The organism is Endozoicomonas sp. GU-1 (assembly GCF_027366395.1).
Lineage (GTDB): Bacteria > Pseudomonadota > Gammaproteobacteria > Pseudomonadales > Endozoicomonadaceae > Endozoicomonas.
In genome coordinates, this window is the sequence record NZ_CP114771.1 from 3,355,643 (window position 1) to 3,382,267 (window position 26,625).

General features: G+C 46.3%; 21 protein-coding genes. 10 read left to right on the forward strand and 11 right to left on the reverse strand.

Annotated elements, in window-relative coordinates; translation table 11 throughout:
- Positions 1–74: 74 nt before the first annotated feature.
- From O3276_RS13780 to O3276_RS13795, 4 genes are all read right to left on the reverse strand, one after another.
- Positions 75–2,825, reverse strand: coding sequence for a restriction endonuclease (locus O3276_RS13780; RefSeq protein WP_269671866.1), 2,751 nt, complete (start codon positions 2,823–2,825; stop codon positions 75–77).
- A gap of 292 nt (positions 2,826–3,117) precedes the next feature.
- Positions 3,118–3,828, reverse strand: coding sequence for an IS630 family transposase (locus tag O3276_RS13785; RefSeq protein WP_269671867.1), 711 nt, complete (start codon positions 3,826–3,828; stop codon positions 3,118–3,120).
- On the reverse strand, positions 3,713–4,156 hold the full coding sequence (locus O3276_RS13790; protein WP_269671868.1) for a helix-turn-helix domain-containing protein: 444 nt from the start codon (positions 4,154–4,156) through the stop codon (positions 3,713–3,715). The genes O3276_RS13785 and O3276_RS13790 overlap by 116 nt, the downstream gene beginning before the upstream one ends.
- A gap of 227 nt (positions 4,157–4,383) precedes the next feature.
- Complete coding sequence (locus O3276_RS13795) at positions 4,384–4,791, reverse strand: NINE protein (RefSeq protein WP_269671869.1); 408 nt, start codon at positions 4,789–4,791, stop codon at positions 4,384–4,386.
- 344 nt (positions 4,792–5,135) lie between these two features.
- Here O3276_RS13795 and O3276_RS13800 point away from each other — a divergent pair, with 344 nt between their 5' ends.
- The gene (locus O3276_RS13800; RefSeq protein ID WP_269671870.1) at positions 5,136–5,300 is read left to right on the forward strand and encodes a hypothetical protein; all 165 of its coding nucleotides are present in this window, start codon (positions 5,136–5,138) and stop codon (positions 5,298–5,300) included.
- A gap of 143 nt (positions 5,301–5,443) precedes the next feature.
- Here O3276_RS13800 and O3276_RS13805 read toward each other — a convergent pair whose 3' ends face one another.
- A complete protein-coding gene (locus O3276_RS13805) occupies positions 5,444–5,995 on the reverse strand; it encodes an LPD38 domain-containing protein (protein ID WP_269671871.1) in 552 nt (183 codons plus the stop codon).
- A gap of 161 nt (positions 5,996–6,156) precedes the next feature.
- Positions 6,157–6,507 carry a hypothetical protein gene (locus tag O3276_RS13810; protein ID WP_269671872.1) on the reverse strand — a complete coding sequence of 117 codons (351 nt, stop codon included), beginning with the start codon at positions 6,505–6,507 and terminating at the stop codon, positions 6,157–6,159.
- Positions 6,508–6,551: 44 nt separating this feature from the next.
- Between O3276_RS13810 and O3276_RS13815 the strand changes: the two genes are divergently transcribed.
- Both O3276_RS13815 and O3276_RS13820 read left to right on the forward strand, forming a co-directional pair.
- A complete protein-coding gene (locus O3276_RS13815; RefSeq protein WP_269671873.1) occupies positions 6,552–7,043 on the forward strand; it encodes a DUF29 domain-containing protein in 492 nt (163 codons plus the stop codon).
- A complete protein-coding gene (locus O3276_RS13820) occupies positions 7,040–7,516 on the forward strand; it encodes a DUF29 domain-containing protein (protein WP_269671874.1) in 477 nt (158 codons plus the stop codon). The genes O3276_RS13815 and O3276_RS13820 overlap by 4 nt, the downstream gene beginning before the upstream one ends.
- Here the strand turns inward: O3276_RS13820 and O3276_RS13825 are convergent.
- Positions 7,513–7,707: a hypothetical protein gene (locus O3276_RS13825; protein ID WP_269671875.1), complete on the reverse strand. Its 195-nt coding sequence runs from the start codon at positions 7,705–7,707 to the stop codon at positions 7,513–7,515. The genes O3276_RS13820 and O3276_RS13825 overlap by 4 nt on opposite strands.
- A 693-nt stretch (positions 7,708–8,400) precedes the next feature.
- On the opposite strand from O3276_RS13825, the gene O3276_RS13830 reads away from it, so the two are divergent.
- The 7 genes from O3276_RS13830 (at position 8,401) to O3276_RS13860 (ending at position 18,776) form a co-directional block, all read left to right on the forward strand.
- Entirely contained in the window at positions 8,401–10,533 is a 2,133-nt protein-coding gene (locus O3276_RS13830) for a type I secretion system permease/ATPase (protein ID WP_269671876.1), read from the forward strand.
- Positions 10,530–11,156 carry an HlyD family secretion protein gene (locus O3276_RS13835; RefSeq protein ID WP_269671877.1) on the forward strand — a complete coding sequence of 209 codons (627 nt, stop codon included), beginning with the start codon at positions 10,530–10,532 and terminating at the stop codon, positions 11,154–11,156. The genes O3276_RS13830 and O3276_RS13835 overlap by 4 nt, the downstream gene beginning before the upstream one ends.
- A gap of 1 nt (position 11,157) precedes the next feature.
- Positions 11,158–11,958: an HlyD family type I secretion periplasmic adaptor subunit gene (locus tag O3276_RS13840; protein WP_269671878.1), complete on the forward strand. Its 801-nt coding sequence runs from the start codon at positions 11,158–11,160 to the stop codon at positions 11,956–11,958.
- A 397-nt stretch (positions 11,959–12,355) separates the two neighbouring features.
- Positions 12,356–12,862 carry a hypothetical protein gene (locus tag O3276_RS13845; RefSeq protein ID WP_269671879.1) on the forward strand — a complete coding sequence of 169 codons (507 nt, stop codon included), beginning with the start codon at positions 12,356–12,358 and terminating at the stop codon, positions 12,860–12,862.
- On the forward strand, positions 12,862–16,956 hold the full coding sequence (locus tag O3276_RS13850; RefSeq protein WP_269671880.1) for a calcium-binding protein: 4,095 nt from the start codon (positions 12,862–12,864) through the stop codon (positions 16,954–16,956). The genes O3276_RS13845 and O3276_RS13850 overlap by 1 nt, the downstream gene beginning before the upstream one ends.
- A 151-nt stretch (positions 16,957–17,107) precedes the next feature.
- The gene (locus O3276_RS13855) at positions 17,108–17,380 is read left to right on the forward strand and encodes a hypothetical protein (RefSeq protein WP_269671881.1); all 273 of its coding nucleotides are present in this window, start codon (positions 17,108–17,110) and stop codon (positions 17,378–17,380) included.
- Positions 17,381–17,663: 283 nt separating this feature from the next.
- Entirely contained in the window at positions 17,664–18,776 is a 1,113-nt protein-coding gene (locus O3276_RS13860; RefSeq protein WP_269671882.1) for a GIY-YIG nuclease family protein, read from the forward strand.
- A gap of 30 nt (positions 18,777–18,806) precedes the next feature.
- On the opposite strand, the gene O3276_RS13865 is transcribed toward O3276_RS13860, so the two are convergent.
- The 4 genes from O3276_RS13865 to O3276_RS13880 all read right to left on the reverse strand — a co-directional run bounded on the left by O3276_RS13865 (position 18,807) and on the right by O3276_RS13880 (position 26,615).
- Entirely contained in the window at positions 18,807–19,868 is a 1,062-nt protein-coding gene (locus O3276_RS13865) for a Wadjet anti-phage system protein JetD domain-containing protein (protein WP_269671883.1), read from the reverse strand.
- Entirely contained in the window at positions 19,868–23,422 is a 3,555-nt protein-coding gene (locus O3276_RS13870; RefSeq protein WP_269671884.1) for a coiled-coil domain-containing protein, read from the reverse strand. Before O3276_RS13870 ends, O3276_RS13865 begins: the two co-directional genes overlap by 1 nt.
- An 865-nt stretch (positions 23,423–24,287) precedes the next feature.
- Positions 24,288–25,064, reverse strand: a complete 777-nt coding sequence (locus O3276_RS13875) for a hypothetical protein (RefSeq protein ID WP_269671885.1) — start codon at positions 25,062–25,064, stop codon at positions 24,288–24,290.
- 18 nt (positions 25,065–25,082) lie between these two features.
- Entirely contained in the window at positions 25,083–26,615 is a 1,533-nt protein-coding gene (locus tag O3276_RS13880; protein WP_269671886.1) for a hypothetical protein, read from the reverse strand.
- Positions 26,616–26,625: the final 10 nt, after the last annotated feature.

Consider the following 26,625-nt stretch of genomic DNA (forward strand, 5'->3'; position numbering starts at 1 on the left):
ATTTAACGCGCGCTCTGCGGCAAGTTTGGAGCGCAGCAGAAAATTTGTCCGACAGCAGCGCTTTGTTAGGGCTATCAGGTTCGCCCAGGACATTTAGGTATTTCAGAATTAACTTTCCCTTCGTACAACCAAAGGGCCCACTGCCTAATCGAACCACCATTTCTTATTCTGGAAGCCTCAGCCCAAGAAAGGTCATACTTATCAGATAAGACATTTCCAATATCTTTTCCTGAAATATCGTTATTTGATTCAATCAATTTTACAACCTCTAGAAGAATACTTTCTGAATTTGCACTTATCCAAATAGCTTCACTATAGTTTGAGAACTTATTAATCCTATCTAGAGCTAACATGTAATTATTTTTTTCAATAACAACAAGTTCAAATCGCTTTAGAACTGCAAGTGCATTTCGATAGCCTTTCGGCTTCTCTTCTTCTTTAGCGACTTCTCCTTTTTCTTTCAACCAGTTTAATGTCTCTAAGACTAAGGCTGGTGATGCTGGAGCAGTAAATATATTACTCTTTCTACGCCTCCGCTCCAATTTTAGCCTTTCAGTAACGACATCCCCCTGATCACGGTATACCCAGCCATTACCTGAAACCTCGATAAACCCACATAACTCTAACCACCGACAAAGCCTAACTGTATAGCTATGCCATGTTTTTTCAGCATATTTATTGTCGGGAAATAATTGTTTCAGAGCTTCAATTAGAGCATTAACCGTCACAGCAGAGCGGGAAGCTTTTTCTTTAAAAGCATGCGTAAAAGCATGCTTTTTGAACTTTTCTCGTATGGCTTTTAGAATACTAGCTTCATTACCATCTAAGATATCTTCACTAAGCGAATAAAGGCCACCCTCCCTATTCGCAACGCCAAACATAACCATATCAGAACCAATATTTTGAATTGTTCCTTCAGATAGTGTTGCTTTGCTGGCTAAATCTTGTATTGAAAGTTTAATCCCATGATCAAGGTATCTAACCACTTTATATAATGATGAAAAGTCAGTAGATGGAAGATACCTCAAAGGTATAACTGGAACATTTCCTGTTAAAATGTACTCTCTGAAAATATCCCAGTAGACATTCAGCCGATCACCACTCCTAATAATCAAACGTCTATTAATAAGTGATTTTAAAGTATCGGGACCAGATGTTTCGATTATTTCAAACCAGTCAACTGGTGCTCGTTGTGCTATTAGTTTTAAACAAGCTGCCTCACCCGGCTCAAGCTCTTCCATATCTTCTTTAAATAAACTTGCAATATCTAGTTTATTCTCTAGCAAGTCGTTCTGATCAAATCCATTATCTATTTTTTCATAAAGGTGAATACACAGCTTTTTCAGTAGCCATGGGTAACCCTGACTACTTGCGATTAGGTTGTGCTTCAAGTCAGTGTGTAACTTCTGATTAATTTCTTTCTCAAATATGCTTATCGCAGCGCCGGACTCACCATCAGAAAAAGGGACTAATTTTCTAGTGACACGATAATCTGAAAGTTGATGCCAGAAGAAATATGCTGGGTGTTCACTATGAGTTGTACTATCGGTTTTCCAAGCAAAGCCTAAGCAAAAATTAAGTTTTATGGATGCTGCATTTAGCAGCAATGACTTGGCTTTTTCAAATACTTCAAATAGCTCTGGTTTAGAATATAGCTCTTCAAACTGATCAAAAACCAATGTTACAATCTGGTTTTTTGGTTCTAATGACTCTAAAAATGCCCTAATAGTTTCAGAATTAAGAGGATTACCAACATCAGATAAAATTAGATTAATATGTTGATCTCCAAAACCAGAGTTTTGTGCGCTTTTCAATGCATTCAATAATGAGGAATAGATATACTCAGGACCTGTAGCTGCACGAACATCTACAGGGAAAACAAAAAATTTATTCTTATTCTGATAATTGCCCGCCTTACTTTTTAGCTTAGCTATAAATGAACTTTTCCCCATCCCAGAATTCCCTGTTATGGCAAAAATTCGAGTGTTAGTTTTCTTCTCCTTAATGTTTTTTAAAAACTCAAATATATAATTTATATCTTTCGTTCTACCGACAAAGTCCTGAGGTCTAGCCGGGCGATAATCAGTCCATGCCTCGCCAGTTTGTAACTGAACAACATCTACTACTTTAGTTGTGTCTATTTCATTAGTTCTAGCGGCTTGGCTTTTCATCAGAGAAAAGTCCAGCTTATTTAAGCTAGTATCTGTTTCAGAAAGGCTTTCCAGAAGTTTGGGGTCGATTAGCAATTCATTGTTATTTGCGTAATAACATATGACTCCTGAAGGAATACCACCTGATAATGTTGCAGCAGCCCAAAACATTCCATATTTTGTGACTAATAAAACCCACTCTCCAATCAGGTTTTCACTGCCAGCATATTCTGCCGCTTTATCTTCTGGACGTTTTTTTATTACGCCCGCACTAATAAGTGATTCAATAACTTTCTCAGGATCATAAAAACTTAACTTGGTTGCTTGTTCTTTAGGTTTGTCTTGCCATTCTTTAACGAAACCTTTTGCTTCTTTTCCGTAGTCGCCAGTACCGATAAGCCACGCTTCTGAATAGTCCTTAAAGACAAGTGTGCCAGCGAGGTTCTTGAGAATATTTGCATCAATATTTTTATCCCGATATGCCTTACACTCTACATATATTTCTTTGCCACTGACCTTGTGACGGCATAACAAGTCTAACTCAACAGCAGTAAATCTTATTTCCTTGACAACTTCATACGACTGCGCCGTTAAGAGCTTTTCAGTTAGCGCTTCCAGAAGATCACCTCTCTCTTTAGTTGAGGCAGACTTATTTAGTGCAACTTCTATTTTCATTAAATATTTCCGTATTCGTTAACGTATGCAAAAGGCCCTAACGCCTAATTAATAAGTGAGCCAAAGCTGGCAGGTGAATTGCTTCAGCAATTGGCATGACAGCTTTGAGCGAATCTTAATTTAATTACTTGTTATATTTTTTATTTCGCAATAGCTTTCTCAGCCTTTTTTGATACCTGAACATCTTTAAAAGGTTGAGACAATAGATTGATAATCACCTTGCTCTTATTAAAATCATCAGGCTTAATTTGTACTTTTGACTCCCCTAACTTATTATTGATATGCGCACATGCTACCCAAATCTTTGTAGACAGGCATAGGCGGTACCTTCAGCCCTGAAAAAGCCCAGGATTTTATCCGGTTGTTTCTGGAGTGACCTGAGTCCTTTTTTAACTGCATTCAAAAAGGCTTCCTCGGTTCGCAGTATCAGTCTTCCCATGTGACCTGATTTTAAATAACTCCAGACGTATTCATCGGGATTCAGCTCTGGTGAATAAGCGGGCAAGATATGGATGCCCAATAAACGGGGTTCCTGTTGCAGATATTTGAGAACCTTTTTCGCCTTATGGGCAGAGTGCCCGTCAGCAACCACCAGTACCGGCCGGTCATGAGTGCGCACCAGCTGTTTCAGGAAACGAATAAACTGATCAGCATTAAACCGACCATTGATGGTCATGTAGCGCATGGTGCCTTCACCACTGACAGCAGAAATCAGGTTGATACCGAACCGCGCCCCTGTTGCTTCTACGACAGGTGTTCGGCCTTTCTTTCCCCAAGTTGTGCCGCCGTGGTAGTCAGAACGTGCGCTGCTTTCATCAGCAAAGTAGATAAGCGCATTATTTTCTTCTGCAATTGTACGAAGCACAGGGTAACGAGTTGTCAGCCAGTCATGGACTTTTTTTACACTGTTGCCATGCCTTGCGTACCGGGCGCTGAGGAGAAAAGCCCATTCTCTTAAGCATCTTGCCAACAGCCGCCGGATGCATGGTGATACCAAACACACTTTTGATGATGTCAGCAACAATGTCACGAGTCCACATTGCCTTGTAGAATCCGAAGTCGGTAGGATTCTTGATCAGAAGTATCTCAGCAAGCTCTGCCCTTTGCAGATCCGAAAGTTTGGGAGGCCTGCCACCCAATGGCCTGGTCTTTAATGCCTCAAACCCACCTTCTTTATAACGGTTGATCCAGTCATATACGCAGGTGTGATCTGTACTGTATATCTCTGAAATTTCTTTGACAGAAGCACCATCCAACCACTTTTGAATAGCCTCCATGCGAATAGACTCGCGAACTGTGTGGCTTAGCTTGCGTCCATCAATTCTACTCATAAACTGCCGCCCTCCTGAAACAGGCGACAGTCTACTCAACTTTGTTGTGGGAGGCTTTGGCACATGTCAATATCAGTATCAAAAATCAAATGAAACCAAATATTAGGAGAAAAACCGGGGTCGCAAAAACCGGGGTCGAAAAACCGGGGTCGGGTCTTGAATCTTGAACACATCGAAGATTAAAAACTGCCTTTCAATTCTTGCCCTAAAATTTTCAACCCACTTTTTCAGTTTTGTGATGCAGAACTATTCGCACTGTTTTTAATTGAGACTTGGTCATTTAACGTCCAAAAATCATAAATAACACCAAGGCCAACAAAACCAAAGGTAAACAGATACAAAATTCCCGATATCCATTTCCCCAGGTACATACGGTGAACGCCAAATACACCAAGGAATGCCAGCAAGATCCATGTAACAGAGTAATCATACTGGCCACTATGGAAACGAAAATCCGCTTCCCGATCCATGGCCGGGATAAGGAAAAGATCGATCAGCCAGCCAATGCCAAAGAGACCAAGGGTGAACAACCAGATAGTCCCTGTTACCGGTTTGCCATAATAAAAACGGTGGGCACCAAGAAAACCGAAAATCCAAAGTACATAACCGATAACTTTACTATGGGTGTCGTTCATTTTAATTACCTGAACCATTGGAAAAAAGATGGGATCTTGGTTTTTGCACATTATATTTCTTGACCAGGAAAAGTCGGCTTAATGCTTCTCCAACCCAGCGCCTTAAATCAAAAAAACATTACAACACTTTCCTGATCTGCAACTACGCTACCGCCCACCCAGACATTTTCAGGAATAGTCAGGTAACGCTTTTTTGAACGACACTCAATGTCTAGTTGCATAGGCATAAAATAGTACCATCGAACAGTTTACAGTGGTATTTGTTTGGCAGGATGCAACCGATGCCTATATTTTACACTTCTTACACGGCCAATAATTACAATTACAATAAATGGACGTATATTATGAACAAAAGGAACATTTGGCTCGTCAAGGTCTCTCAGCTGGTTTCTCTCCTCTTTCATTTGCTGCAACTCTCACGGGATGATTCTCAGGCGGTGATGACCTCCGTCAAAGACACTCGCGATCAGGCATCCGAAGAGCAGGAGAAAAAACAGGCTGATCAGTGAAAGGGTTGCTGGTAACGCTTAACAGCATTCATTGATAACTGGTTGATCCGCTCGTGCAGAGTATTCAGTCGTTGCCGTTTAGTATCAGAGTTCATCGACCGGTCTTCCATCACCCGGAGCACTTCTTTTCTCAGCTTGTTTATCTACCGATTCGCCTTCTGGAGTCCTGCCTTATGCTTCAGCTTTGCGGCGGCAGACTGCTCCTGATCTTTGGCTCGCTGGCCTTCGCCGGATTCCTGGTAGCGGTTGATGCTGTTGGCGTTCTCGTTAATATCTACCGTCATCTCGTGCAATTCATCGGTGTAACGGTTGCGGTTGGTCACCTTGTCTCGCACAAAGCTGCCCAGTAATGGGTTGTCTTGCAGAGTGGAAGTTGGTTTGTCGGCAGCGCCCGTTGCTTTTCGGGTTATGGCATCGGCGGCCATCAGGGTATAACTGCCCAGCGACCCGAAATAGCTCCTGATCAGATGCTCCAGCTTTTTGGGGGAACCCATCCAGTCCGGTGCTTCTTCTGGTATCCACTGCACCAGCTCTTTCAGGGTGTCGCTGGTGTAAGGATCGTACTGTGCCTCTGGCTTCAGGTTCTGCAAGCGCATGGGGAGAATGGGCCGGTCACTGAAGCGGTCCCGGTTTTCGGACACTTCCCAGATTGGCTTGATGATTTGCGGGATGGGATCAAGATTAAAGACATTCATCACCAGCCGGCCCTGGCGGTGTAGATATAGGACTCGATCCGGCCTTGTTTCAGCACCAGATAGTCGTTGCCGGTGACATCGGTATAGCGGCTGCATTGGCTTCATGGACCAGAAAAGCCTGTGCCCGGTCATCTATCTGTGCTCGTCACACTTCGGTGTGGTTATGACCGTTGTCGGCCGGGGCATCCCATTGCAGGATTACGACACCAAAAATGCCGTTGGTGGACAAGCCGGTGGCAGCGAGTGAGTGCATCCGGCACTGTTACTCCACTATCTCCATCTACCGGGACCGTGATTTCTGGCTGAACCGGTTTCAGGGTATCAGTAATGAAACCCACGGCAGAGGCAGGCAAGCTTAACCGCTGGCCTATTTCTTCGGCCAGTCCCAGATCAGCCAGCTCGCTGTGCAGCACTGCCTTGTCTCCGGCATTGCCGCTGCGACCGGCCAGGCGGTTCAGGAACTCGCGCACGTAGCGGTCTACGCTGGCGGGCAGCGCGGGAAATTTGGCCATGGGTAACCTAAAATGGTGAACAGTAAATAAAAAGGATGCAGGCAATGCAGAACAGCCAAAACAATCTCTACGACACCGACTACTACCAATGGGCCGAACAACAAAAAGAACTGCTGCGTACCGGCCAGTTTGAACGGCTGGATATTGACCATCTGTTAGAGGAACTGGGGGAAGTGATGACCAATAACCGCCACGCCATGCTATCGAAGGTGTTGCGCCTGCTGACCCACCTGCTCAAACACCATTACCAAATGACCGTCCTTAACCCACAACGCCATGAGCCACAACAGTTTCGCAGCTGGACAGATTCCATCAGCGATGCACGGGACCAGATGAACCTGCTGTTGCAATTAAGCCCATCGCTGAAACGGGAGATACCCAATATGGTGGGTACGGTTTATCCCGCTGCCAAAAACAGCGCTATCAGGCAGATGAACAAATACCTGACCAAAGCCCAGTGGCTTACCGAAGCCAGCTTTCCCGACACCTGCCCGTGGCTACAAGAACAACTGCTGGACGAGGACTGGTTGCCATGAACAATCTTTACCACACCGACCGCTACCAATGGATCGAACAGCAAAAACAACTGTTCCGCAACGGCCAGTACGACCAACTGGATATTGAAAACCTGTTCTGGGAAATCGAAGGCATGGGCAGTGAACTGGGCGCGCTGGAACACCGATTGACGACCTTGATCCATCATCTGCTCAATTATGATTACCAGCAACGGGTACTGAACCCGGTTTTGCATGAACCGTACAACTGCTGGGACTGGATCACTACTATTCGCCGCACAAGGCTGGCCATCAACAAATTGATCAAAAAAAACCCGCACATCCAGCCGCAAATCAACGAGCAACTGGCCGAGGCTTATCCGGACGCTAAAAAACTGGCGATTGACGATATGAACCAATACGTCCAGCCCCATCAGCGATTAACGGCAAACAGCTTTCCCTCTGCCTGTCCGTGGACTTACGACCAGATGGTGCAGGAAGACTGGCTACCCTAAAGCTCTGCCATCGAGCTGGCCACAATTAAGGCGGTCACGGTATCAGTACCTGCCAACTCAAACTGCCAGCAACTGCCTTCGTTGCGATAGAGGTAGATGGACTGCGGCGTTGCATTCAGGGCCTGTTCATCGGCGGGGACGTAGTAGGCTCGCAAGCTGCCATTGGTCAACCGGCAGTCAATGGCGGCCACTGCCCGGGTGTCTTCGAGCAGATGGCTGTCCAGTCAGGGTACTTCGCCGGTGAAGGTGAAGGAGGTGATGTTCAGTTTCATGGGCGTTTACTTTTTCAAGCCATACAGGGAAACCAAACCGGACAGCTTGTCAGCCACACTGGCAAACAGTTTTATTCCCTGCATGGTTCCACCCCATTCCGCTGACATCGTGGCGTAAAAAAGAAAACCCGGCAACAAGGGTAGGCTGATAAGTCACACGGCACCTGAGTTTGATTCAGGTGCTTTTTTTATTCATAGGAATCAATTGGTTATGATTGTAAATACTTTAAAAAAACGTACGACGATATTAATTATCACTTTAAAATCAATAACATATATAGCTAATTGAAAAAAATCAAATATGCCTGCTCACTTAATTGATGCCAAAATTACACTAAAACCCAAATTTCTCTAGCCGATATCTTAAACGATTGATACAAGACGAACGTTTTGCATAACTATTAGCATGTGGTCTTTTTTATATAAGTCACTGTTATTGCATTAATTATCCATTTCTACTTGCTTATCTCAGGGCTTTAAGTCCCGGCCTTAAAGTTTTTTTTGCGTACAAACAATCACAAAATCCCCTCATATTTGCTTGTTTCAGGGCGTCTTTGTACGTAATCTTCCCGCCATATTTTATAAAAGTATGAACCGGGATTTTTATAAGCCATGGATGGAAAAGGAATTCTGTCGGCGGCTGATTGCCTGGCCATGTTGGCGCGATTTCATGGGTTACCTGCTCAGCCAGAAAATATTCGTCATCAAATGGGCCTTGGGGATCATCCTCCTTCTGATGCAGATGTGCTGAGAGCTTCTCGACAGTTGGGGCTCAAAGGTCGCGCTATCTCCATAACCCCTGAGCAGCTTATAAGGCTTCCTTTACCAGCTATGGTTCGTCGTAAGGACGGGCTCTTCCTGATTATTATCCGCATTTCTGGCGATCAAGTGGTCACTCAGGGGCTTCTTGATCAGCCCCCGGAGATTATGTCTCTGGAGAAGTTTTCAGAGCAGATATCCGATGCCTGCTTTCTATTCACCAAACGATCGCTGTTGCCAGAGAGCTTTAAAAAGTTTGATCTTTCCTGGTTCATTCCGGCATTAATGAAACATAAAAAACTGCTGATCGAAGTACTGGCGGCCTCTTTTTTTGTGCAGATATTCGCTCTGATTACACCACTGTTTTTTCAGGTCGTGATTGACAAGGTGGTGACCAACAGAGCAGTAACCACGCTGAATGTATTAGCGATCGGCCTGCTGGTGCTTTCAGTATTTGATGTCCTGATGAATGGCCTTCGAAGCTATTTACTGACACACACCACATCACGTGTCGATGTCGTACTGGGCTCGCGGCTGTTTCAGCACCTGCTTCGCCTGCCAGTGAGCTTTTTTAATCAAAGGCGTGTGGGCGATACGGTGGCCAGGGTCAGAGAGCTGGACACTATCCGTGATTTTATTACCAGTTCTGCCCTGACACTTTGCGTGGATCTGGTGTTTACCATCATCTTCTTTGTTGTGATGTACGCCTATAGCCCAACATTAACCTGGATCGTTCTCGGCTCAATCCCTTTTTACGTCTTGCTATCCCTCGTCGTTACACCTTTGCTACGCTCCCGGCTTAACGAGAAGTTCCAGCGCGGGGCTGAGAACCAGTCATTTCTGGTCGAGTCCGTGACTGGCATGACGACTGTCAAAAGCGCTGCCGTAGAGCCCCAGATGCAGCGACGGTGGGAAGACCAGTTGGCCGGTTATGTCAGCGCATCTTTCAGAGCTAACCATCTCGGCAATGTCTCCAGCAATCTGGCCGCCCTGATCAGCAAAGTGGTGACCGTGCTCATCCTGTGGGTTGGTGCTGGCGAAGTGATTGCCGGAGCGCTGACGGTGGGCGGCCTTATTGCCTTTAATATGATTGCCGGACGTGTGAGTGGCCCCATTCTGGCACTGGCTCGTTTGTGGCAGGACTTTCAGCAGGTCAAGATCTCTGTAGAAAAGCTGGGCGATGTTTTGAATTCCCCAACAGAGCCGGGATTGAGTCACAACCGAACCAACCTCGAAACGGTTCAGGGTCGTGTTGAGTTTGAAAACGTGACCTTTCGCTATCAGTCCGATCGGACTGCGGTATTGAGTCAGTTGTCCCTGGTGGTCAACCCGGGAGAAGTGATTGGTATTGTCGGACGCTCCGGTTCCGGCAAAAGCACGCTCGCACAATTGCTTCAGCGATTTTACATACCGGAGTCCGGTCGCGTACTGGTCGATGGCTGTGACCTGTCCATGGCCTCACCGGAATGGCTTCGACAACAAGTGGGCGTCGTCTCCCAGGAGTCCTTCCTGTTCAACCGAACCATCCGGGACAATATTGCGTTATCAGATCCCTCTGCGCCGATTGAGCGGATCATCGCCTGCGCCAGACTGGCGGGTGCCCATGACTTTATTCTTGAGCAACCACAAGGTTACGACACGCAGATCGGAGAGCAAGGCAGTGGCTTATCCGGCGGACAAAAACAGCGACTGGCCATTGCCCGGGCATTAATGAGAGAGCCCAGGATACTGATATTCGATGAAGCCACTTCAGCACTGGACTACCACTCTGAACACCTGATCCAGCAGAACATGCCACAGATCTGTCAGGGACGTACTGTTTTTATCATTGCTCATCGCCTCTCCACGGTCAGAGACGCCGACCGAATCATTGTCATGGATCACGGCGTCATTGCTGAGCAAGGGAGCCATCAGCAGCTTATTGCGAATGGTGGCCACTACGCGCAGCTGCACGCTCATCAGCAAGGGGTGCGAAAAGCAGTATGAAGCAATATCGTTTCCCAAACCTCTCTGGACTGAATGAATGGTTAATTCAGCGGTTTGAACACAAACAGGCTATCGAGCAGACGGCTTTACAATTTGCGCCGGCCGCACTTGAGGTTGCTGAGACACCTGCACACCCGGCCAGTCGCCTCCTGATTAAAGTGGTTGGATTATTGTTTCTCGCGGCAGTGGCCTGGGCCTGCATAGGCAAGATCGATATCGTGGCAACTGCCCAGGGTAAAATCATTCCTGGCGCTCGTGTGAAGAGTATTCAGTCGATGTCGTCCGGAGAGATTGAGCAGATTCATGTTCAGGAAGGCGATATGGTCAGGGAGGGTGACATACTGGTGACGTTGACCGGAGTGATCACCGGTGCCGAGTTGAACAAGTTAAAACGCCAGCACCAGTCCTTGCTGCTGCAAATTGCCCGGGAAGAAGCCTTTCATCGTTATCTCATGCACGCCCAGCACGCGGCAATAGAAGGTATGGAAAATCTCCAAATAAAGTTGAGTGCGATTGATTACAGCAAGTTGAGCAAGGACTGGTTTGAAGCTCGCCTTCTATCTCAAAAGATAGAAGAGTACGGATCTACCCTGCAGGTGCTTCGCAGCCAAAAAAAGCAGTAAATTGGCTGAGCAGCAAACCGCCAGCGTTGCCATTCAACGGCTGCAGCGCGTATTGCCTCTGATTACTGAACAGGCGAATGCCGCTGAGGCTATGTACCAAAAAAAGTACGGCGCAAAAATGCAATTCCTTGAACTGGAGCGAGAGCGCATTGAGGCTGAAGAAGCGCTGAATTCACAGCGAGCCATGCTGAAGCAAGCCAAAGCGGACGTCAGTGTGATCCAAAATCAAATTGCCAGCCATAAAGCAAGCGCACGCAAAGAAAGTCTACGCCTGATCGATGAGCTTAGGCGCCAAATGGACGGTATTGGTCAGGAACTGGTTAAGGCTCAGAAGCTTCACGGGTATCAGACGATCCGCTCTCCTATTGAAGGTAAAGTGCAACAGCTGCAGGTGCATACGCTGGGCGGTGCTGTGCAACCGGCGCAGGTGTTAATGCAAATAGTTCCTGCCAACACGCCATTAGAGGTCGAAGCCTGGGTATTAAACAAAGACATTGGTTTTGTTTCAGAAGGTCAGCGTAGTGACATTAAAATCGATACGTTCAACTTTACCAAGTATGGGTTGATTGGTGGAAAGATTGAAAGCTTATCCAATGATGCCGTTGCAGATGAGCAGCAGGGATTGCAATACCGGGCTACGGTCAGTCTTGATCAAAACTGGATTCAAACCGGCAATCAAAAAACTAAACTCTCACCAGGAATGAGTGTGGCCGTTGATATTCGAACAGGTCAGCGTCGGATTATTGAGTTCTTTTTGAGTCCGTTACTCCGGTCAACAAGAAATAGTTTACAAGAACGCTGACAGTCTTTTACCAAAAATTAAATGTTAATAGGTAAGAAAAATGATATTAGGCACTTAATACCCACTGGTAAATAGAGTTATTATATTGTCTAATACGCTTATGAGGAGCGCATAACAATTCAAAACAAGAATATCTTTTCGCACTCTCTGCACAACAATCATATATTGATGGAAATTTTTTTTAGATTTTTTGCCAACACCTTACTCTTGATGCAAATCATTAATTAATATATACAATATAACTACATTTAAATGCTTACTTATGACAAACGACGAAAAACTTCAAACAGTGATTAACTCTTATCAGAGTGATTCTTATTGGTCGTATATAATTTTGTTCATTATTCTAATGCTCGCGATATGGAAAATACCAGTATGCAAGAGAGTAATGGTTGGAATGTACAGATCCTATGATCGATTTTGGCATGATTACAGAAAGATAACCACTGCCTTGCTTTTTGTTTTTGCTTACATGCTGGTAGAGGCATCGATTTTAATTGGCCCTGTGCCGGATGTTGAAAGAATGCCTTTTATTGATGGTCAGTTCGTTAAGTTAGTACGAATCGAAGGTAATAGATTTAGGTTGCATGTAAATTACAAAGGTGAAATCTACAAACCTAAAGCTGTGCTTTCTGTTCAAGAAAAAGAAGACTTATTAAAGCTTAAAGAGGGCGAACCAATAAAGGTGTTTGTCTATCACAATGTAAGATATCCAGATTCATGGATAGAGGTTGGAAAGATTGAAATTAATGACAAGATAATTAAATCGATTCGACCCTATAGTGGAATAGTACAGGTCCACGAAAATATAAAATCAAGGATACCCTTTTATTTGCTTATATTAATTTTAACCCCGCTATTAACAAGAAAGTTTTTAAAAAAAAGGAAGAGTGAATTTAAATAATGAGTGCTCAATCATTAACTACTGGACAATTGATATTAAGTAACTTTGGCAGCAAATTTGAAGCCAGTAAGCTTGCCGCTTCAGCTGATTCTTTAACTCAAAATGATATACTACAATCATCCGCTTATGCGATATCGCTTTCCGCGTATGCTGCATCAATTGCGAATAAACTTCCATCTAGCGCAGCAATACCTGCAGCAATGATGCCCGCAATCGCCAGCAGTAAAAAAATCACTGAAGAAATGGCTGAAGGGAAGGATGTAGCTGATAAAGACTTTATTCAGCTTGCAGCAGATCTGGCTAATCTAGCTGCATCGGGCGCTCTTGCCAGCCCCTTCACAAAAAACCCTGCTGGTGCAGTGGCTACAGGGGCGCTTCTGGCTACGTCGGCCAGTCTCTATTTCTGGGCACAAACCAGACAAGACTCAACGACTATAAATGATGCGCTCAAAGATGCTTTTGAAAAAATCAATAAAAGCCTCTCTGAAGTAGCAGATTGGAGTTGGATGAAAGCAACAAAAATAGCTGAAGGAACTCTTGAGTTAATTGATGCGGGTGTTGATATCGTTTCCGAATCTGCCACATTGATTATGGAGTTTCTGAGTAATGGAATAAATGAGATATCAAAAAAAATCTCCGATACATCTGACAGCCTATCAGGGTCCGATTCTAAGAAGAGACTGGATTCATGGATTTCTGATAGCGGAATGCAATGCGATATAGTTTCACATGGTGAATCTTTGTTTGAAAACCTATACGAGGACTTTTTGAAGGCAACATTGGATGCTTTAGAAGGCCTTATTTCTCTTTCTTCAGAATATCTAGATATTTTCCTTGAGCGGATGACAGAATCTCTTAACGACTATGTCTTACGAGAAATTCAAAGTGTATTGCAGCAATATGAAATAGCATATAGCAATTATCTTCATGCTATTGAATTGGATAGCATTGAGAAAGAAGCTCGCGATGAGGAGGCTGCTGAGGCATATCTTCAGGCGCAAAAATCTCACGAATACTCTTTAAAGATAGCTGAGAAAAAGTATAACGGAATGGTTGCCCAGGCTGCTGAAAATTATGATCCAGAGTCCCAGCAATACATTAATGCAGTAAACCAGGCTAAATACATACATGAACATGAAGTTAATGAGGCCGCAGTTGCATTATTTAAAGCCATGGAAAAATGGGAAAGTGATCTTGTTGTGAGTGAAGATATTTTCTTTAGCCGGGTCGAAAAAGCCAAAGTAGCACTAGAAGAAACAGTTGAGCATTTACTTGCCAAACTGGAGGCTGCGCTTGAAATTCTTATCGGTGACGACAGCAATGATAATCTCGAATTAGAAACTTCAGATGACGGAGTGTTGCTTGGCAAAAAAGGAGATGATTCGCTAATTGGAAATACGGGTAACGATGTTATTTTTGGGGGCGATGGGAACGATAATATCTCCACTGGAGATGGAGATGATTTGGTTTCTGGCGGTACTGGTAATGATGTAATGACCGGAGGCTCCGGCAATGACACATACCTGATCGAAGAACAATCTGGCGACGACATTATTTATGAGTCAGATCATGCGGGTAATGACGAGATTAAACTAACTAACACTCAGAGCATCAGTGATGTATCCATTAGCCGAGATCGGAAAAACTTATATATTCGACAAAATTCTACAGGCGACACCCTTACTGTAAAAAATTACCAGTCACTTTCTAGCGATGGAACTCTAATAGGTGCCATTGATAGCTTTGAATTTGCCGATGGCTCCAGACTTAGCTTTGAGGCTGTTAAAACACTTGCAGTGATGAGTGGCAGCACAGGGCGCGATGTGTTCTATGGTGATGATCAAACCGACGACTTGATACAAGGCAATGCCGGTAATGATGATCTTCGCGGTCGCGCTGGAAATGATACGATTAAAGGTGGCGATCATAATGACTTCATCATGGGAGAGGTCGGCGACGATTTGTTGCGGGGCGACTCTGGTGACGACCATTTGGATGGTGGTGATGGAGCAGATCTTCTAACCGGTGGCCTGGGCAGTGATAGTTTAAGCGGCGGAGCTGGCAATGACGTCTATGTATACAGTAAGGGTGACGGGAATGATCGAGTCAGTGGCGTCGACCTTACGGGTCATGACGTCCTGCAATTGAAAGATGTTAACTTGTCCGATGTCACCTTGACACGGGACAGTAGCAAACTGGTTATCACCATTAATGATACTGGTGAATCCATTACCCTGGATGGTTATCAAAAGTATATTGGTCAGGGAGGTTACAGCGGTGTCATTGATGAGCTTGAATTTGCTGATGGCTCACGGCTGAATTTTGAGGCCGTTAAAGCGCTGGCGATGATGAATGGTAGCACTGCCCGCGATGTGTTTTATGGGGATGATCAAACTGATGACTTGATGCAAGGTAATGCTGGCAATGACGAACTCCGGGGCCGAGGCGGAAACGACACAATCAACGGTGGTGATCATAATGACTTCATTATGGGCGAGGCCGGCGATGACGTATTGCACGGCGATTCCGGTGATGATCGGCTGTCAGGTGGTGACGGTAACGATCTCCTGAATGGTGGCACGGGTAATGACAGCCTAAGTGGTGACTCTGGAGATGATGTCTTTGTATACAGCAAAGGTGATGGCAATGATAGAATCAGTGGCGTTGACCTTACAGGTCATGACGTCCTGCAATTGAAAGATGTTAACTTGTCCGATGTCACCTTGACACGGGACAGTAGCAAGCTGGTTATCACCATTAATGATACTGGTGAATCCATTACCCTGGATGGTTATCAAAAGTATATTGGTCAGGGAGGTTACAGCGGTGTCATTGATGAGCTTGAATTTGCTGATGGCTCACGGCTGAATTTTGAGGCCGTTAAAGCGCTGGCGATGATGAATGGTAGCACTGCCCGCGATGTGTTTTATGGGGATGATCAAACTGATGACTTGATGCAAGGTAATGCTGGCAATGACGAACTCCGGGGCCGAGGCGGAAACGACACAATCAACGGTGGTGATCATAATGACTTCATTATGGGCGAGGCCGGCGATGACGTATTGCACGGTGATTCCGGTGATGATCGGCTGTCAGGTGGTGACGGTAACGATCTCCTGAATGGTGGCACGGGTAATGACAGCCTAAGTGGTGACTCTGGAGATGATGTCTTTGTATACAGCAAAGGTGATGGCAATGATAGAATCAGTGGCGTTGACCTTACAGGTCATGACGTCCTGCAATTGAAAGATGTTAACTTGTCCGATGTCACCTTGACACGGGACAGTAGCAAGCTGGTTATCACCATTAATGATACTGGTGAATCCATTACCCTGGATGGTTATCAAAAGTATATTGGTCAGGGAGGTTACAGCGGTGTCATTGATGAGCTTGAATTTGCTGATGGCTCACGGTTGAATTTTGAGGCCGTTAAAGCGCTGGCGATGATGAATGGTAGCACTGCCCGCGATGTGTTTTATGGGGATGATCAAACTGATGACTTGATGCAAGGTAATGCTGGCAATGACGAACTCCGGGGCCGAGGCGGAAACGACACAATCAACGGTGGTGATCATAATGACTTCATTATGGGAGAGGCCGGTGATGATGTGCTTCAAGGTGACTCTGGTGACGACCATTTGGATGGCGGTGATGGGTTGGATCTTCTGGTTGGCGGAACCGGAAACGATAGATTGAATGGTGGTGCTGGCAGCGATACATTTGTCTTTCATAAAGGGGATGGAAACGATACGGTTTATAGCTCTACACAAGAAGATGTGATGAAAATACTGGGAACGGAAAGTTCAAGCGACCTCTGGTTTACCCGATCCAGTAGCGACCTTCTGGTAGATCGCTTGGACAGTGACGATTCAATCCGGCTCTCTGGATGGTTTAGCAAAACGTCGTCTCAGACTGCCACCATTGAGACCGATCGTGATCGTCTGCTAAATGACCGGTTGAACGAACTGGTTGATATTATGGCCACCATGGAGCAGCCAGACGCCGATGGTGCAACGTTGTCCGATGAAGATCGGGCCAGATTAAGTGCTGCCATGTCGGTCGCCTGGGAGAGCAAAGACGCACCAGTCGTCTGACATTTCCACACCTGCCGTGAGAAGCTCATGCTTCGGAAGGCTTGTCACGCCGTCAATCCCAGTCTCCTGATGTTTATGTGTTTAAAACCCTGTTTTCCCAGAACAGGGTTTTCTATGATGAGACTCCGCATACCAATAACAGAGATACTTTATGACTGTGGACCATTATCAAGACTGGAATCGCTTGGAGCGTGACGGAAATCCTGAAGAAACCGGCACGTACCGAGTGGTCTTTCGCAACCATTTTGGAGAGCTTCAGGAAGTGGAGGCGCGCTTTTTCAAAGGATGGATCTTTGAAGATATCGCTGACGAGACGCCGGATGGTTTTTATCGTAAGAAAGAAAACACTCGACCAAATCCTTACGACTATTGTCGATCAAGCGATTATGACCAACTCGACGTTAAATATTGGAAAGCTGCCTGATATTGTAATGTTGAATTGTTAACTTCTAAACATTAAAATCTGAAGTCTTGTTGAATATAACAGGAAGTCATCAGTAGTTTAATAGCAGCGACTAATGAAGGATGAGTTGCTGCTTTTGAATCGAAAGAATTATTGATTAATATATTTTAACTTCAATTTTTCAAAAATATTTCCTGCGATTTTCTGTTAAGCAAAACTCTACCATTTGTTAGAAAATTTAAAGCGAAGTAATTACGCCTATTTGACGCCATAAAAACAATTCCACATGGTATATCGAGACAGCATGGAGCAACAGATTCAAGACATCTTAGTGTTTTTATTAGTTATAGTTTCGGTCTATGCAACACTAAAAGCCATAACAAAATTTGAAGGCGAAACGCAGTACAAAGACGATGGCGTAAATGAAGAGAGTGAGGGAGTCAGCAGCCAAAAGCCTGTTCCTATCCCTGAAAATAATTTGATTATAAGAGAAAATCACGGAATGCCATTAATTAAATCAACTCCTAATGCTCTTAAAAAAGTGAAGGTGAGAACTTCCCCTGCTGGTCAACGAGATGACAGGACAATCCCTGTAAATCGCGCTAATGAAAAGAGTGAGACGTCAGCTATACAGGCCAAACCACGTCAGATGGATATTCCGAAGCAGATGGGCAATAGAATAGAGGAAATGTTTTCTCCAAAAGATGCCAGCAATCATGCAAGAAATGAAATAGCGCAATTGATAGATCGATCTGGAAACGCCAGTTTGAAATTTGGGCTGACAAATGGAGTTACTGTTCAGGAGGTTTATGAATCGCACGGTGTTGTTTATGCTCATGTAAACGGCAGTGGTGATGTGTATGTGGGTAAATCGGTAGACCCTGTTAACCGATGGAAAACTCATCTGGATGCAGCATGCAACCCTTTCGATGGCCAGTTCGGTGCAAGCTTTCAGCAAGCGCTTAGAGATACTCATGGGAAAGGCTGGGCTCATTTTATTCTGGCCACAGCACACAATGAGGACGAATTGCACTATAAAGAGTCTTCAGCGATCAACCACTACGCTACTTTAAATTCTATATCTGGCAAAGTTGACCAGGATTACAGCTGGGAACAAAGCATTATCGCTAGAGAGTATTTGGCCTTTTCCAGTAAAGTTGATCGATCCGATTACAAGGCTTTTGCAGATAGAGATCGTCAATGGCAGCACTGCAAGGTTGTCTACAGCAAAAATAAGAAAAGGATACAGTCCACAGATTACGGCCCATTCCCTCCTGGTCTATTTGTCATGTGTAGCAAGGAAGCGCGAGGTCTCTATGAAATCGGAGATTTAGTGGAGGTGTTTTGCAAGTTGTCAGAGAAAGGAAATCAGCTGATAGCTAAAAAAGGGCCCGATAACATACGAGCCGCAGATTAGTTAGAAAAATGAAGTTGTAACTCTCATTTTTTATGACGTAGATTTATGCACATCGGTCTTCCATAAAATAGGCACTTGCTTATGGCCTGCATACTCCTGGCACCAACGGTAACCATCGCGCATGGTGTCACATATTTCCTGCCCAATTGATGGCAACCAGTCAATAACATCTTGCTCTTTCAGGGATGCCATCCATTCATGAGCCTTTGGCTGCGAAGGAAACTGCATCAACAGCTTGTAGAGGTCTGTAGCGGGCACCAGCAGGCTGAGGCCATGAATCTCACGAATCCGGTTAATTTCTATGGGGATTGACATGCCTTCTGGATCTATGTCGCCAAAGTAATGAACTTCTGGCAACTCTCTCATATCGTGAAGATCTGCTACCTCCTCGCGAACCTCCTCCAGAGAGTCGGTGGCCAGCCCCGCATTTTTCATTAATTTTCCGCGACCATAAACTACAGCGCTATAGCGCTTGTGATAGCGGTTAAATTTCTGAATCGTGAAAAAGGTTGTGCTGTTTTCGATGATCAGAATCGGACCGTTAGATTCCTTGCAAATGCGAACGCCGTTCAAAGGCTCCGGGACATAGAAGCAGTCAATATCATCAAGCGTTATGCGCCCGGAGAACAGGCCACTGACACGAGCACTGTCCAGTAGTTTTTCGTCACCAAACAGCTGCAATGATCGTTCACGAGCGGGCACCCATTCACGATGATCGCGCCACCTAAAATAGTCGTTTATTGCCAGTGCCTTAGTGATACTTGCTTTATTTAATGGTAGGTCAGGGCCGATTTCCAGCATTTGGCCAACCCATGGCGCCCTGTCTCTGAGAGTTTTCAGGGAAGGTGCTGCTTGTGGGGCTTGAGGCAACTCAAGCCACTTTGGCAGACTGCCATTTCCCCAAGCATCGGAGTATTCATGAGGGAAAAGAATACGACCTTCTCTCTGCCATTGCCACACTGTTGATGTCAGTAGATGGTTAAGGTCACTCGACGACATTTGCGGATTTTCCCGACGTAGTGCAGCCAGGATATTGCGCATCTGTATTTTGCCCGTACTGTTCCGAGAATGAAGGTCATGCAAAATATCCATTACGACGCCACCCGACTACTGTTCGCTTCAATAACATGGCAGCGGAAGTACTTCTGACCATTAATGCGCACTGGCGTCTGCTCACCATTTTCATTTCTCTTTTGAATCATAACCCGATGATGAAACTCATTCAGCGCCGCCATATCAGCGATACCGGTAAAAAAGATGGGCTGTATGTTAAAACTCTCACAGGTGTCTAACTGGGCTTTGATCAATGAGCTTTTGTTACAGGAGCTGAGCGGATTATCCATGATCAGGAAGGCAGCGCCGTTGCCTTTGTGCTTTAGCTGATTGTTCCTGAGGTTGATGATAACGGTGTAGAGCAAAGTGGCAGCAGCTAATCCTTCACCTCCACTGGACAAGTCGGCAGCCACATTCACGTACTTGTTAGCGGTCGAGTCCAGTTTAATCATCTGGAGGCCGAAGCTGTCTTTTACCCGGGTTCCGGTGGCAGACAGCAGGCTGGTTAGCAGGGATGCCCCCAAAGCATTACCAGCCACTTCATTGGCTTGCGGCAGTCTCTGGGTGGACAAAAACTCCTCCAGCCATCGCCCCAGCGCTTGGCGATAAGCCTCTTCGTGCTTACGGAAATTGAGTTTATGCGTCATGGTCAGAATAGGTTGGTCTGCATACACTGGTACTGTGTTAGGGACTTTTACTTCCAGACCTTTTTCCAGTGCGGTGTAGCAGTCAACAGAGTGTTGATACAAACGGCTTACCGCCCGGTTGATCTCATTTGAGAATCGCTCAATGCCAGTCTCAAGATTACGGATCACCGATTTAATGTTGACGATATGCTCCGGCACCTGTGCCGCGAGGTTTCGGGCAGTCGTGTTGAGAACCTGTTCTGTCACCGCTTGCAAATCTTCAAAGGCGCCGTTGTTTTTTGCAGTTTCCGTCAACTTGCTGAAGGCGCGACTAAGATTGAGATCCTGCTGGGTGGTGTTTTTATCCAGGGCGGAGTAACGTCCGGCCAGCTCTTGAGCAAGTTTGTTAAACTCAATAGCTGCTGCCTTTTTGTCATCGATACTGCCGATAGCCAGACTGGGCCAATCCATCAAACTGTCAGTGGGAGAGCTCTCCTGATAGCTCTCCAGGCGAATCTTTGCCTCTTGGACACAGCGGAGGCGGTCATTATGGATCTTTTGCTGATCAGATAGTGATTGCTGTCGTTTGAATAGCTCATGACGGTCAACACTCAGTTTTTCTTTGTCCCGCTTGGTCTGATCAATCAGGCCCTCCAGGTTAGGTTCCTGGGTCAGCTGTTCTTCAGTGACACTGGGTGTTGCTGACCGGCATTTGTTTTTGATAGTGCCCTCAGCCTTGGAAATTTCGTTTTTCCGTGTCGCAAGGCGGTCTTCGTTGTTATCTATAGACCGCTCACTGTTCCTGATTCGCCCCTTAAGATCTCTCAGAGCGCTGTCACGACTCTGCTGAGTGGCGGCCAGCCAGTGATCCAGGCGTTCATTACTCAGGGTGAATTCCTTGATCTTCTGATCCAAATTACTCTGTGCCCGGGTGCGCTCTGACTCGGCTTTTTGCAGGCTTTCCTTGAGGCCACTATGCCCTTTTTCATAAAGCACTCTTTCAAAGGTTTGCTTGGCAGCCTGAAAATCCTGCTGTAATGCGTCAGCACCGCTGGCCGGCAGATCCCCCTGCCATGGCTCAGTCGGTTCATCTACCAGAGACTTCAGGGAGCGAACCTGTTCCTGGCGGGTGGCAATATCAGGCAACGACTGATTTTTCACTTCTATATCCTGTTGAATCTGCTCTATCTCGCTCTCCAACTGAGCGATCAGAGTGGTCATATCCGAGGCCTTGCGCTGGCAGGATTCGAGCTCTTGCCGCCATGCAGGCAGCTCCTGGTAGGTAGCCAACCATTGAGCTACTTGTTTCAGCATCTGCCCGGTTTCAATCAATCGGGCTTTTCTCTGGCTGGCCTGAGCTTGCATGTCATCAATGTTTTTCTGGCAACTGGCTCCAGCGGCTTGATGGGAGACTATGGACAGATCCAGATTGGCGATAGTTTGCTGGATGCCATTAAACGCCTCTTTCTGGCCAGCAACATAGTCATTACCTTGTCCATGCTGGCGCAAAGTCAGCAACATAGTGTGCGCCTGTTCGTACTCACCAAGCTCGGTTTTTCGATCCTTGCGAGCGTCCTCAAGCTGCTGCAGCTCCTCTTGAGCAACAAGACGTTTGGCTTCAATAGCGCGCTGGCTATAGACATCAAGGTTTGATGGTTTTAAAACTTCATACGCGTACTCAGGCTCCTGGGTGCGCTCATCAGGCATAGGTAGAGAAACAATAACGGGGCGACTTAATCCGGGCGGGGTGGGAATATCCCGCAAGGCAGTCAGCGTAGCCTGATCCGTTGCCATCAAGCCGATAAAACGACCGGGATCCTGGTGCATAAAATGGGCAATGCGCTCAACATCACCTTCCAGTTTGGCATCAAGATATTCAACATGGGAACGCAATTTGGCAGGCTTAATGCCTTTCTGATGGTAGTACGACAGAAGGGCCGGCAACTGGTCATCCTCTGATTCGGTGTTGAGCTTATTCAACCGCTGAATCTCAATCCTGAGGTTTGCGCATTTATCGCCAATGTTGCTTATTTCAGTTTGTTTACGGGTCAGGCTGTCACGGAGTTCTGAGAGGAGGTAGTCGCTATAAGGATCCGCAAGCTCGCCCTCCGAGAGCCTTAAAAGACATGGGTTGTTAACTGTGGCTTGCTGCAGGTCAGATTCTTTCTGCAGCCATTCAGACAGCTTTTGCTGCTCATGGTCAATGCTGACTTTTCTGATCTCGGCGTCTCGAATGGCATTCTGATGCTCTTGCTGTTTCTCTCCCTCCACAGCAATGTTCTCTTCAAGCTCTTTGATCACATCCTTTGTGTCCTGAATGAGCATTTCTAATCTCTCGCTGGCTTGCTCAGGAGCTTCACCGGGCTCTAATGACAATTGCAACAGACTGCTATTGGCGTGGCTGATGCTGCTGTTAAGCTCCGTCAGGCGTGCAGTTACGGCTTTGTCTTTGGCAATGGCAGATTTCAGCTTGTATTGAGTGTTTTTGTCTTCGTTCTTCTTCTCGTCAATCGCTGTTAGCAGGAACTGCTTTTCTTTTTTCACCAGCTCAAGCTCGTGATTGCATCGGGCGTGAAACTGCTGTCGAGTTTCTTCAATGCGATGACGAAGCGGCGCCGTTTCATTATCTACAGCCAGTAACGCTTCCTGCAGGCGATTAACTTCTTTATGGGTTTTATTCCTAATTGCGGCAAGATCGGCAGCCTCGACATGATGCTCATCAAGTTGATCTGCAGATAGTGACTCCTTGCGCTGGCGCAGTTCTTCATTGATAGCCTCAGCATCTCGCCGTCGTTTGGCGTTGAGAATAATCAGGTGGTCAACTTCGGTGGTGGCAATAGACTCATCTATAGCTTGTATGCCCAAGGCCGCCTGTTCCAGTCGTACCTGATGATCTTGGTGCTCCTTTTCAGCCAGAGGCAGTGCTTTTGAAACGATCTGAGCAGCTTTCGCAAGATGCCCCGCCACCTCTTTTTATCATTCTCATGACTTCGCCAACGAGAGGCCTGATCTTCGAAAGCGATCAGAGAGGTTTCCAGCTGACGAGCAATATGAAGCTCTTTTTTCTTCTTTGGAATGGATTGGCACTTATCCAGCAAGAGCTCGATACTCTCTCTGACTCCCGTGTAGTGTGCAGGGTCCAGTGTGGTGCCCAGATAAAAAGAGAGAAAATGGGTCTCGTCTTTGAATCTTAACGTCTTGCCAATCCCCCCTTCCTGGGTTGAAAAATCCACTTGTTTGTCGAGCAGCCATGGGTCAAGCCCCTCACTGGCAAGTCGGGATTTCCACTCGCCCTGATTCTCAGTATGGAAGCAGCCCATATCGGCCAGCTGACCTTTCCAGTCAGACCAGCCTGTACGCCGATTGGCCAGATCATCATACAACCCCTTAATATCCTGATAGCCCGTTGCCGAATCGGACATAAAAAACAGGCGCTTCAAAGTACTATCGTTCTGTGTCGATTCTTTTTTCAGCAGAAGCTGGCCCACCAGAAGTCGCTGAGCTATCTGATACTCATTGCCGAGCAAGTCACCGTTTAGCTTATGGGATACAAACTCAATCAGAACCAGTGCTGGCCTGCCGGATAAAATATAAGAATCAATACCTTTGTCCTTGCCTGACTGAAGGCATTGTATGAATCGATCCTGGTGAGGCGACAGGCAGCTGAAAATCATTGAGATGGCTGTTGTTTTGCAAGTGCCATTTTGAGCAAACACCAGTGGCCGGTCAGATGGGTTGTGCTCATCAATAATCCGGAGATCAACATCTTTCAGATAATTGGGTCCTGCGACAATTTCAGTGAGAAAAAAACGGGCAATTTTCCACGAACTGTTCATACAGAAGCCCTCATTGATTCCGGCTGACTGGCCTCTGTGTTATCTGGATGCAGTAAGGCATTGAATCGCGCAAACAAACGGCTGGCAGCCGATCTCAGTGACAGTTGATAAGACTCGGAGACTCGATACTCCGGCTTCTCATCATCCGGGTGAATCAGGAACATATAGCGGGACTCCACCAGGTGATTCAGGGAAAGGTTGATCAGTCCAAGCCAGGAACTGTGATTCTTGTTGGAGTCCGGGCGCACAGAAGGCAAAGAACGAAGGTCGGACAGCGCTGATGTTTCTTCCGGTGACAGCAGATCATCGTCGTCCGATGAAGGGTTGTCAGCATTGGCCAGTTGCTCCAGTGTTTCCATAACGTCCTGTGCAGTCAGCGCCCCCAGATCGTCCGGATGGGTGTTCAGGTCCTGAGGGTTTGGGAATGCTGTCATGCCGATGGCAATGTGAACCAGAAGCAGTCGGGATTTTTCAGCATCGCGCTTTTGGATCTGGTTGCGATAATCGCTGAACGACGGCATCCATAATGAGCGAGGATGACTGTTGGTAAGGTGTAATCCGCCAGTACTGACTCCGAGGATTTTCAAGTCCATGCCATCAGCGGCCTGATGCACCAGCTCGCTGAACGATTCACTGGCCCGGTAATCCTGAAGTAGCTGGTCATGTTCCTGTTTATTATTTATATAGACCTTCCGGCCGCCATTTCGCTGGATCTGTAGCCGTGACATCGTCAAGTAAAGTAAACGGTTCGCCTTTAAGATATCGCTATTCATTCAGTGACTGCCCTTGTATTAAATTTCGTCGTTGCTGATCAAGCTCACAGTGATTTCATGACCGTGCAAAAGGTACTTGTCCTCAGTCCGATATTGGTACCGTTGACTGAAATCAGGACAAAGCGATTGGGTTTTAAAGGCCTCCTGGCTCTCTGGCTGCATGCATAACATCGCAATGGACTGGAGCGCCCGGGGTGCCAGATTGCCCAGCTCTTTTTCCACCAAAGGGAACAATGTTGATACGCTTGTTGCGCCTGTCTCAGACAGTGTCTTTTGCAACCAGGCCATCACGTCTCGCTGAAGCAGTTCATCAAAAGGTGACTGGTAATCCTGGGGAAGCCATTCATCAACTTCCTCGACCTCGCCCGCATCAGAAACGGGTGCTTGCTCCAGCGCTGCTTCGAGGTTTTCAATGAACAGATCTGGCGAGAACAGATGACGACGTTCAGGAGGAAGCAGTGTGGCAAGAAAGTCATCAGCAAGTTCTGCGTTTTGCGTGACGGATACCTGGGCGAATAAGGGTGCTGCACTTTCTAAAGGCGGCAAGCTGTAATCTGCCAATGCATCACGACTGGTAAATAATTTATGCTGGTGATCGCGATAGGTTTCTGGTAATGAAATCAAAGCCTTGAATAGTTTGTCGGTCTCCAGTTTCTGTTGATCCAGCTTCTGACTGAGCAGTCGGAGATTCTCCTCCTGAGAAGGGTCAAGCTTGTCGGGGGAGTAGTTGCGCACCATATGACTGAGCTTCTCCAGATCCCCCTGCAAAGCATCAGAATGCTCATCTGCCTCATTGCCTAAAAAATCTACCCTATCATAATCAACGGAACGAATGTTTCGAACGATCTGCCTCTGAATGGTACGCAGCTCAGAGGTCAGTCGACGGGCGTTGTTGTTATTGTCAGAGGCCACTTCCAGGGCGCGGTCAAAAGCGCCTCGGTCCACCAGCATTTGCATTCTCAATACATTAATGCGTGCGAGGTCAATGGCGTCCTGCTCCAATAATCCGAAGTAGGTGCTAAATGCATGAGGCGTCAGCTCAAACAGCGCACTTTGCTGAGCGTCTTCTATGTCGTAAGTGGTTTTAACCAGCCAGAATTGGCGCTGGCTCATCTGGTTTCGATTGGCGTCCCAGTGGCGAGTCACAAAGGGCTTGTAGCGATTTGGTCGATTGGCCAATATGTCAAACATCATCCCAATCCCTGTTTCGATGCTCTCACTATCCATAGGTGAGTCAGGATTGATGGAACGGTTCTGCTCCATTACCGCCGACAAGAGCGCAGCTGTCACGGCCTTTCGGGTGGTGCCAGGTTTTAATTCGGTCTGCTCAGCTATTGTGTCGATGATTGCCAGGGCCAGCCATAAGAGATCGAGCTGAGCAAATGGTCTCAGGGTTTCAGCAGTGGAGGCGTATCCTTTGGCAGCACTGTTGGCCAGATCAATCAGTAGTTTTAGCACGCCGGCGCTCCTGCAACTGCGACTGATGTCGCCGTATCGCTGGGCGTCTTTGTTGCTATTGGCTCCGCCAGGAATGCCAGACATATTATTCATGTGATAATCC

Excerpts from the sequence above, each read along its gene's own strand:
- O3276_RS13780 (WP_269671866.1), bottom strand. The coding sequence starts at position 2,825 with ATGAAAATAGAAGTTGCACTAAATAAGTCTGCCTCAACTAAAGAGAGA.
- O3276_RS13820 (WP_269671874.1), top strand. The coding sequence starts at position 7,040 with ATGAACAATCTTTACCACACCGACCGCTACCAATGGATCGAACAGCAA.
- O3276_RS13875 (WP_269671885.1), bottom strand. The coding sequence starts at position 25,064 with ATGAATAGCGATATCTTAAAGGCGAACCGTTTACTTTACTTGACGATG.
- O3276_RS13845 (WP_269671879.1), top strand. The coding sequence starts at position 12,356 with ATGTACAGATCCTATGATCGATTTTGGCATGATTACAGAAAGATAACC.
- O3276_RS13850 (WP_269671880.1), top strand. The coding sequence starts at position 12,862 with ATGAGTGCTCAATCATTAACTACTGGACAATTGATATTAAGTAACTTT.
- O3276_RS13795 (WP_269671869.1), bottom strand. The coding sequence starts at position 4,791 with ATGAACGACACCCATAGTAAAGTTATCGGTTATGTACTTTGGATTTTC.
- O3276_RS13830 (WP_269671876.1), top strand. The coding sequence starts at position 8,401 with ATGGATGGAAAAGGAATTCTGTCGGCGGCTGATTGCCTGGCCATGTTG.
- O3276_RS13800 (WP_269671870.1), top strand. The coding sequence starts at position 5,136 with ATGAACAAAAGGAACATTTGGCTCGTCAAGGTCTCTCAGCTGGTTTCT.
- O3276_RS13790 (WP_269671868.1), bottom strand. The coding sequence starts at position 4,156 with ATGAGTAGAATTGATGGACGCAAGCTAAGCCACACAGTTCGCGAGTCT.
- O3276_RS13865 (WP_269671883.1), bottom strand. The coding sequence starts at position 19,868 with ATGGATATTTTGCATGACCTTCATTCTCGGAACAGTACGGGCAAAATA.
- O3276_RS13810 (WP_269671872.1), bottom strand. The coding sequence starts at position 6,507 with ATGGCCAAATTTCCCGCGCTGCCCGCCAGCGTAGACCGCTACGTGCGC.
- O3276_RS13805 (WP_269671871.1), bottom strand. The coding sequence starts at position 5,995 with ATGAATGTCTTTAATCTTGATCCCATCCCGCAAATCATCAAGCCAATC.
- O3276_RS13860 (WP_269671882.1), top strand. The coding sequence starts at position 17,664 with ATGGAGCAACAGATTCAAGACATCTTAGTGTTTTTATTAGTTATAGTT.
- O3276_RS13880 (WP_269671886.1), bottom strand. The coding sequence starts at position 26,615 with ATGAATAATATGTCTGGCATTCCTGGCGGAGCCAATAGCAACAAAGAC.
- O3276_RS13855 (WP_269671881.1), top strand. The coding sequence starts at position 17,108 with ATGACTGTGGACCATTATCAAGACTGGAATCGCTTGGAGCGTGACGGA.
- O3276_RS13835 (WP_269671877.1), top strand. The coding sequence starts at position 10,530 with ATGAAGCAATATCGTTTCCCAAACCTCTCTGGACTGAATGAATGGTTA.
- O3276_RS13815 (WP_269671873.1), top strand. The coding sequence starts at position 6,552 with ATGCAGAACAGCCAAAACAATCTCTACGACACCGACTACTACCAATGG.